Below are 7,788 nucleotides of genomic sequence, written 5' to 3'. Positions count from 1 at the left end.
GTAATTTTACCGTCTTTTAACTCCCATATCTTGTCTACAACCATATCAAGAAAATATCGGTCATGACTGATAACAAGTAATGCTCCATCAAATGCTTTAAGTTGACCAATAAGTAGATCTATTCCATTGAGATCAAGGTGGCTGGTTGGTTCATCCGCTAGAATGCCATGTACTTGTTGGGAAAATGCGGCAGCAATTTTTGCACGAGTTTCCTCTCCGCCACTCATTGTGTCGTTTTGTACATTGGAAACACCAAGGCGAGATAACATTGCCCGGTCTTCGACCGTTTCTATTTCGATTCCGCCCAGTTGGCTGATATGTGCAAAATCACCAAAACGCTGTAATGTCGCTTCGGCTAAAACAATTTCGCCATTAAGTACTTTGAGTAAACTACTCTTTCCTGCTCCGTTATCACCCACAAGACCAATACGGTCATAAGAGTGAATTTCCAATTCATCAATATCCAAAACATCACGCCCAGCATAATCCAAGCGTATGTTTCTCGCTTTAATAATTAAACTCATTTTTATTTACTCCTGTTTAGCTCTTGAAATTTTTTATGCAGCAAACAGGATTTAGGTGAAAACAAAAGCTAGCATCACAGTGTCCTCCCAAAAAAAAAGCTATTCATCCACAGGGTGGACAAATAGCTAGTCAATTAAGTTATAACTGGAAACTATGCACTAAAAGCATACTTATAAATTAAGCATACTTTTACTTTATATATCCGCATATATTCTTAAAGACACAACAAAAGCCCACCATTATAAAATAGTGTCACTATGCAAATAGTTGTGTCTTAACGAATGCGGATAGAATGCATAAACTTACCTAAAAAATAAAATTCAGTTTTATGATAACTTTACTGTTAAAAGAAGTCTAGACAACCTTGTTTTATGCTTGGATATAAGGCTTATTTTAAAATAATAGTAGTGAAGATTTTCTAAAATTAACATAATACACCTTATACGAAATGCTTGATATTTCTCTTTAAATATCATTATATTAACGTAAGCCGTTCTGGAGTATAGGGCACCAGAACGGCTTTTTATTGATTATTCATGTTCCACGATCACTAATTGAGCGATGTTCCACGGTTTTATTCAGTTTTAATAAACATCATCCGGTTTTTTGAGGAGTCATTATTTCAAGTGCTTGCACTGAAATTGGCTCTTCAAAAAACTGGAGTCTTGGCTAACCATATGGAAGGAAAAAGCGGCTTAGGAAGCCTCTCTTCTTCTGTTCTGGTTCAACATGCTCCGGGATAGGAATACGCTTATTGTCTTGCTGAGGAGTAGTCAATTCGTCATAGTTCGTTGCTAGTTCCGACCGAGGATCCGTTGCTATATCCTGTTTAAAGCTCTGATCGGTAAAGGTAGTCATATTGGCTTTTGGTGCTTCTAGTAAGCGCTGCATAGCTTCAATCTGTTCTTGATAAAACGATTCACGTTCTAAAGATTGATTTTCTCTCTGTATTGCCTGATTTAATTGTTTTTCCAGTATGTCAACTTGACGTTTTAGTAAGTCAACTTCTGTCAAGTTTTGACTGTTAATTGATTGACTTTGATTGACTGTATCCTCTTTTTTTTGTGGTTCCCCAAAAACTCTTAGGGCCTCTGAAAAGTCAATTAATCCATCAGATCCTTTAGATAAATTTCCTTTGTTTATATGTGCATATATGGCTTGTCTTGAATATCCATAAAGCTTAGCTAACTCTGAAACTGACAGTTTTTTCATTATGTAAACCAGTTTTCAACTTGTGTTAATACCTGACTGTTAACTTAACAATTTCAATTAACAATGTCATTGAAATCCTAATTTTCTGAGTAAAGGAAGTAATTCCTTAAATTTCTCTGCATCTTGCAGCATGGCAGCTATACGTACAGCAAACTGCTGATAGCTTTCTGTGCCTTGTGAATATTTACTCATCTCAGGAAGCTCTGAGAGCTTGTTGGCGAATAGATGGCGTTGTTTATCTGTTATTTTTGAAAAGAGGTCTAATGTATTCGGATCTCTTTTAGATTCGACTGAATGCGTGGCTGATTTTTTCTGTTTAAAGCTAAATGAAAAACCAGTAATAGATCTACCTGTTTTATGCTGTTCAACTTTGACAATAATATCGGTATGTTCATTTACTTGTTTTAATGCAATGTCTAAAACATATTTTTTAAAATCATACATTCGTTTGTATTCAGTCTCGAGTACACCTATTTTTTGTCTAAAATCATACATAGTTATGAGAGGCGTTTTTCCAGTACTACGCCATGCAATCAATATTTCATATAAACGAACAGCATAAGCACTTGTTAAATTACTTATTTGTTGTATTTCATACTTTGTAAATTGTTCTTCTAACCTAGTAATTAAAGGCACAATAGCAGGGGCAAAAATAAGTCTAACGACAGCTTCATTATCAATATAAGCCACCTCGCTCACCCATCTTGATTTGTGATTAATAGTGTTACCTTTTTCACTAAGACTCTGATAACTGAATTGTCTTGCAAACAAGTCATCGCAAGCATCTTTTAACGCCTGATAAGCCGTATTTCGATGTACACCAAACTGATTAATATAACTTTCAGCATGAACTGTTAGTGGATCATTAGCATTTATCCCTTTACCCGATTCCCTTGCTTCAACAATAGCTAGGAGAATTAACCTCTGTTCAACTAGATCGAGGTTATAACTGGCATTGATTAAGGCGTTATCTTTAACAACTAGTTCTGTTTTCATATGAAAAGATTATATTTTTAATTCAATAAGACGAGGTTATATAATTATCTCGCTTAATGCAAGGTAAACCTCGTTTTAATGCAAGGTAAACCTCGTTTTAATGCAAGGTAAACCTCGTTTTAATGCAAGGTAAACCTCGTTTTAATATCTCTAGAACCATTATGAATAAAGGATTACAGCTTAATTAAAAGCATTTAAAAGCTTAAAAATAATTAAAAGCCCAGGGAGTAAAAAATTGCCCTTGGTTTTCGCTTCGCTCAAACTCTATTGAATCTCGCTTTCGCTCGATTCCTCGGGGCAATTTTTGGTTCATATTTTCGTGAATTTGAGAAAAAGCAAAAGCAAGATCAAAAGCAGCTCGGAATTCGCTTCGCTCATGAGCTTTTTTTCTCGCTACGCTCGGTTTAGGAATCAAATTTGGAAAGTTCGCACCCATTCGGGATGCTCTGTAAAGCAGGTGATTGATGGATAGGGAGCTTGTAATCAGGGAAAGGGATGGGCAAATTTTCTCAGTTCGCTCGTAGACACTCGCTCTGTTTAGCGACTCATGCCACGAGATTTCATTTTAGGCGCATGTTGCTGTGCTTTGAGCTGTTGTTCCTGTCTGAGTTTCATCTGTTGTTCTGCTTTGATCTCATCCACACATTTTTTAATGACTTGATAGGATGGGTATAGAGTCTGGTATTGCTTGGCTTTGGCTGGATGTTGTTGTTGGTACTGCTTCCAGGCATGTTCTTTGAATTTGTCATTTTCCAATAAATCCTTCACACCATGTTTTTTCTGGTGTTCATGCTGACCTTTCAGCTTTTTGTGCTCCTGGTAAATCGCATCACGTTGGGCTTCCCAGGCTTTTTTTCCAAACAGTAAGGGTTTGTTCTGAGTTAATTCGTTGTGTTGATCGACCAGGCTTTGCAATTTGTCATGACTTTGCTTGAGTCCGCTTTTCACGATCTCCTGGGCAAGCTGCTGATTGAACTCATTTTGATGTTTGTGGTGCTTGGTCAGGGTTATTTCGGCTTGTTTGAGATTACGCTGCATGAAATCCAGGTCTAGATTCGCGTCTTTTGCGCTGATTTCGCGTTTTAGCACTTTGCCAAGGGTTTCCCTCTGTTTTTCCTCAAACAGGGCTTTTTCGTCAATTGGTGGCGTTTTAGCGCTATTTTTGATTTGGATCTGCTGTTCTGTTTTCAGTGTGCTGAGTTTGATCTCATTTTCAGCAATCAGCAGATCCATATTTTTGCTGTATTGCAGCTGAGCCTGATTTCTCTGTTTGATTTCGTCATTGCTTCGGCTGATTTCGGTCTCAATCCCTTTTCGGCGCAGTTCGGTGACTTTCGGCCCTTCGTGCAGCGTGGCTTCTAAACCATTCTCCTGGTCTTTGTAGCTGCGGTGGTCGACTCGGGCAGTGTATCCAGCCAGATCCAGGTGCATATTGCAGATATCGGCAAAGTGTTCGCGCCAGTGTTCGATTTCTCCACTGTGTTTCTGATCCAGTTCCCGGGTTTTCTCGGTGAAGCCTTCCTGAGTAAGTTTGCGTGTGCTCATCAGGATATGCGCGTGATAATTGCGTTCATCACTACCAGATCCAGTATGCGGTGCATGAATACAGGCATCGACGGCTACCTGGTGTCTGTCCACGATACTGGCGCATAGCTCTTCGAGCATGGCCAGGCGTTGTTCCTGATTTAATTCACTTGGAAAAGCGATTTCAAATTCTCGGGCAACTGTCGAGTTTTTTCGGGTTTCCCGTTGTTCAACTTCGTTCCAGAGTCTTTCCCGGTTTTTTAAATGTTCTGGTGCGCCTTCGGGTAAATAAATTTCTTTATATTCCACACCTGTTTTTCGGCTGTAATCATGTTCTCGGCCCTCACGTTCACAATAGATCTTTTCACCTGCCCGATAGGCAATCGCAGCAGTAGCGGAACGCCCTGCTGATCGTGCTACGGTTTTGACTGAAAAGTGGTAAATCGCCATGCCTATTTTCGCTTTTAAATTTTCACGTAGTGAAGTACAACCGTGGATACGGTTGTCGGGGTATTGGGGAGACCCCAATCGTACTTGCAAACGAAGTTTGCATAAGTGCGCTCTTCGAGGAAAACATTACTATACATATAGCACCTTGAATGCATATTCAAGTGCGCTTATGTTAGGGATGGTTTCCCAGGATGATGGTATTGGATTAATGAGCGTTACTGAAACACTAGACAGCAAAATCAAAGCACAGGAAGAAAAGCTAAAGCAGTTAAAGGCTCAAAGACAGGCAGCACTGGCAAGAGAACGTGCTAAAGAGAAAGAACAAGCTCGAAAGGATGATACCAGACGCAAAATTTTAATTGGATCCTGTATGCTAAAGATCACTGAAGATGATGAACAAGCCAGAGCTAAATTAATTGCTCAGATGGATAAGTATTTAACAGATGAGCGTGACCGAAAGCTTTTTAATTTATAAATTTTGAGGGATAAGTAGTGGAAGATCCAACACTTAATAAGTTAATACGTAATACAGAATTATTCTTCGAACATCACTGGAATGTAGACCTATTAGGAAAGCCTCCTGAATGGTCACCAGTACATTTTAATTTTGGAAAAATTCCTAATTACGATAAACAAGGTGTATATGCGTTTGTCAAAGGGGATTTAGTGACTTATATCGGTGTTGGGACTTCTAGAGGTGCTGGCCGTTATCGTGGTAATGGCTTAAGCGCCAGGGTAATGAAATATTGCCGATGGAATGAAGATAAAACTGAATATATTGCGATAGATCCAAGACTGAAAGATGCTGGATCCATCATTACAATAGGCTTTGAGCGTGATACGGCTTATTTAGCAAATGCCCTAGAAGTTTTTCTTATCTCTAAAATCCAACCTGTCCACAATGTGGTTAAAGTTGGTATGTAATTTCGCATAAGAAATTTTATGTTAAATGATTGTTAGAAATGCCCCTTGATCGAGGCATTTTCTATAAAGAATACTAAAAACTAATTAAAGCCAACCAAGTTTCAAAACAAGGCAGTTCTCAGCAATCATATTTTTAAATTATATAACTCCCAACTGAGCTTTTGCTCCAACGATAAGGCTTTCATTTTGAGTTTCTAAGGCAAATAAACCATACATCAAAGGAGAGGCCGCTGCTCTTTCTAAAGTCTGTTCATATAGTTTATTCCAAACTTTACCCCCTAGTTTTTCATACTCGATGATTAGAGTTTTGAGGCTTTCTTCTCCAAACAAAGTTACATGCCCAGCAAAATCAATCGCTGGGTCATCTATATGGGCTGTTGACCAATCAATAACGCCTGAAACAGCTCCATCCTTTGAAGCTAGTACATGCCCAGCATATAAATCGCCATGTATAAATTGGGTGAAATCTGCCCATAGAACATCATTATCCAACCATTTTCTGTAGCGGGTTTCCAATTGCTCACTTATACCAATTTCAGATTTTACTAACTGCAAATTGTTTGCTATTTCAGGTCTTAAATCTGAAGGTTTCATAATTTTCAAATCATTTTCCCGAACTTCTTTTTCAGGAATACTATGGATTTCAAATAAGGTTTTTGCCAAAGATGTTATGTATTTCGGGCTATCTTTGTCCATATTCCAAATTATTTCATAGGTTTCAGCATCCAAATTTAAAACAGGATTATCTTTAAGTATGGGATAAGCCACTAATTCTGTAGATGAAATTCTCCAATCAGGAACCTCTACAGAAAGATGTTTTTTTACCAATTCTAAAATGCGTTTTTCTTTCTTGATTTGTTCCCTCATGCCATCACGACGAGGAATACGCAGCAACCATTGTTGCCCCTTTGTATCAAGAGCAAAAACGACCTTAAAATCAATGCCCATTTCATTGAAATTCATTTTGTCCGTAAGCAACAAGCCGTGTGCTTCAGCAAGTGATTGAATATCTTGAATTGTCATTTTTAATTTCCTTTAAAGAGTTCAATAATTAATGTTCGGATTAGATTGGCTATCATTAACAATCTCTCTCAAAAGTCTTGATGATTTTGTGGTCTTTGATCTCGTAGATAATGTCAGCAATATTATCGACCAATTGCTTGTCATGAGATACGAAGATAATAGTTCCTGCATAGGACTTCATCATTGTTTCTAATGCGGCAATACTTTTTAGGTCAAGATAGTTTCCTGGTTCATCCATAAGCAAAATATTATATTTTCCTAAAAGCATTTTGGATAAAAGCAGTTTGATGATTTCACCTCCCGATAAGTCGGATAAGTTTTTTTGAATATCATTCGCTCCGATCCCCATTGAAGCCAATACTGCACGAATTTCCGCAACTGTGTACTCGCACTCTTCCTGCATAAAGGAGAGCACAGATTTATGCGTGTTAAATTTATATCCTGTTTGTGTAAAGTAGCCAATTTCAGCTTTTGGAGATATGGTTAATCCATCAGCACGTTCTGATATCATTTTTAACAAGGACGTTTTCCCTGTTCCATTCGATCCAGTTATAGCGACTTTAGCGCCAAGCGGTATTATAAAGTTAGCGTCATCAAAGATAGTACGGCTACCAAATTTTAAGCTCAGACCATCTGCCGTAATCGGGAACTTATTGTGCAGTTCTAGGGCTGAACTTTGACGAAAACGAATAGAACGCAAATGCTCTGGTGCTTGAATATCTTCTAATGCAGCCAAACGCTTTTCCATACTCTTAGCTGCCTGATACAGTTTTCTTTGCTTGGTGCCAGTCATTTTTGCATGCCCAAGTCGTCCAGCACTTTCGGTAGAGTTTTTGGATTTTTCTCCTTTTTTCTTATTGTCTAATCGATTAGCTTGCTGGCGTTTTTCTTGCACAGCAGATTCTAATCGCTCCCGTTCCTTCATCATCAGCTCATATTCTACGGCTTGGTGTTGTCGCTCTTCTTCTTTTTGACGCAAGTAATCCGAGTAACCACCCCAATATTCCGTAATTTTACCGTCTTTTAACTCCCATATCTTGTCTACAACCATATCAAGAAAATATCGGTCATGACTGATAACAAGTAATGCTCCATCAAATGCTTTAAGTTGACCAATAAGTAGATCTATTCCAT

At 38.3% G+C, this 7,788-nt stretch carries 8 protein-coding genes and 1 pseudogene; 2 read left to right on the top strand and 7 right to left on the bottom strand.

What is annotated here, in order from left to right; translation table 11 throughout:
* From msr(E) (FTT68_RS13785) to mobQ, 5 genes and pseudogenes are all read right to left on the bottom strand, one after another.
* Positions 1 to 524 (bottom strand): annotated as a pseudogene (gene msr(E) / locus FTT68_RS13785) (ABC-F type ribosomal protection protein Msr(E)); the annotation flags it as partial.
* Positions 525 to 1,194: 670 nt separating this feature from the next.
* The gene (locus FTT68_RS13780) at positions 1,195 to 1,737 is read right to left on the bottom strand and encodes a plasmid replication DNA-binding protein (RefSeq protein WP_004896925.1); all 543 of its coding nucleotides are present in this window, start codon (positions 1,735 to 1,737) and stop codon (positions 1,195 to 1,197) included.
* A gap of 66 nt (positions 1,738 to 1,803) precedes the next feature.
* A complete protein-coding gene (gene repM / locus FTT68_RS13775) occupies positions 1,804 to 2,733 on the bottom strand; it encodes a replication initiation protein RepM (RefSeq protein ID WP_068553070.1) in 930 nt (309 codons plus the stop codon).
* Positions 2,734 to 2,935: 202 nt separating this feature from the next.
* Positions 2,936 to 3,169 carry a hypothetical protein gene (locus tag FTT68_RS13770; RefSeq protein ID WP_180175425.1) on the bottom strand — a complete coding sequence of 78 codons (234 nt, stop codon included), beginning with the start codon at positions 3,167 to 3,169 and terminating at the stop codon, positions 2,936 to 2,938.
* Positions 3,170 to 3,270: 101 nt separating this feature from the next.
* Positions 3,271 to 4,707, bottom strand: a complete 1,437-nt coding sequence (mobQ, locus tag FTT68_RS13765; RefSeq protein ID WP_107111964.1) for a MobQ family relaxase — start codon at positions 4,705 to 4,707, stop codon at positions 3,271 to 3,273.
* Positions 4,708 to 4,915: 208 nt separating this feature from the next.
* On the opposite strand from mobQ, the gene FTT68_RS13760 reads away from it, so the two are divergent.
* Positions 4,916 to 5,182 (top strand): mobilization protein, encoded by a 267-nt coding sequence (locus tag FTT68_RS13760; RefSeq protein ID WP_088749624.1) that lies wholly within the window; start codon positions 4,916 to 4,918, stop codon positions 5,180 to 5,182.
* A 17-nt stretch (positions 5,183 to 5,199) separates the two neighbouring features.
* Positions 5,200 to 5,631 carry a hypothetical protein gene (locus tag FTT68_RS13755; protein WP_039090891.1) on the top strand — a complete coding sequence of 144 codons (432 nt, stop codon included), beginning with the start codon at positions 5,200 to 5,202 and terminating at the stop codon, positions 5,629 to 5,631.
* Between the two features lie 138 nt (positions 5,632 to 5,769).
* Here the strand turns inward: FTT68_RS13755 and FTT68_RS13750 are convergent, their stop codons facing one another.
* Together FTT68_RS13750 and msr(E) (FTT68_RS13745) are read right to left on the bottom strand one after the other, a co-directional pair.
* Positions 5,770 to 6,654: an Mph(E) family macrolide 2'-phosphotransferase gene (locus FTT68_RS13750; protein WP_000155092.1), complete on the bottom strand. Its 885-nt coding sequence runs from the start codon at positions 6,652 to 6,654 to the stop codon at positions 5,770 to 5,772.
* 55 nt (positions 6,655 to 6,709) lie between these two features.
* Positions 6,710 to 7,788, bottom strand: a 1,079-nt coding sequence (gene msr(E) / locus FTT68_RS13745; protein ID WP_180073075.1) for an ABC-F type ribosomal protection protein Msr(E), incomplete at its 5' end; no start/stop codon positions are given.

It is taken from the genome of Acinetobacter sp. Q85-2, assembly GCF_013420555.1.
Taxonomy (GTDB): domain Bacteria; phylum Pseudomonadota; class Gammaproteobacteria; order Pseudomonadales; family Moraxellaceae; genus Acinetobacter; species Acinetobacter indicus.
The sequence above is the reverse complement of the archived record's forward strand: the minus strand, read 5'-3'. Positions and strand labels throughout refer to the sequence as shown.

Bases quoted from the DNA above. Each gene is read 5' to 3' on its own strand.
- FTT68_RS13780 (WP_004896925.1), bottom strand. From the start codon at position 1,737: ATGAAAAAACTGTCAGTTTCAGAGTTAGCTAAGCTTTATGGATATTCA.
- FTT68_RS13760 (WP_088749624.1), top strand. From the start codon at position 4,916: ATGAGCGTTACTGAAACACTAGACAGCAAAATCAAAGCACAGGAAGAA.
- FTT68_RS13770 (WP_180175425.1), bottom strand. From the start codon at position 3,169: ATGGGTGCGAACTTTCCAAATTTGATTCCTAAACCGAGCGTAGCGAGA.
- repM (WP_068553070.1), bottom strand. From the start codon at position 2,733: ATGAAAACAGAACTAGTTGTTAAAGATAACGCCTTAATCAATGCCAGT.
- FTT68_RS13750 (WP_000155092.1), bottom strand. From the start codon at position 6,654: ATGACAATTCAAGATATTCAATCACTTGCTGAAGCACACGGCTTGTTG.
- mobQ (WP_107111964.1), bottom strand. From the start codon at position 4,707: ATGGCGATTTACCACTTTTCAGTCAAAACCGTAGCACGATCAGCAGGG.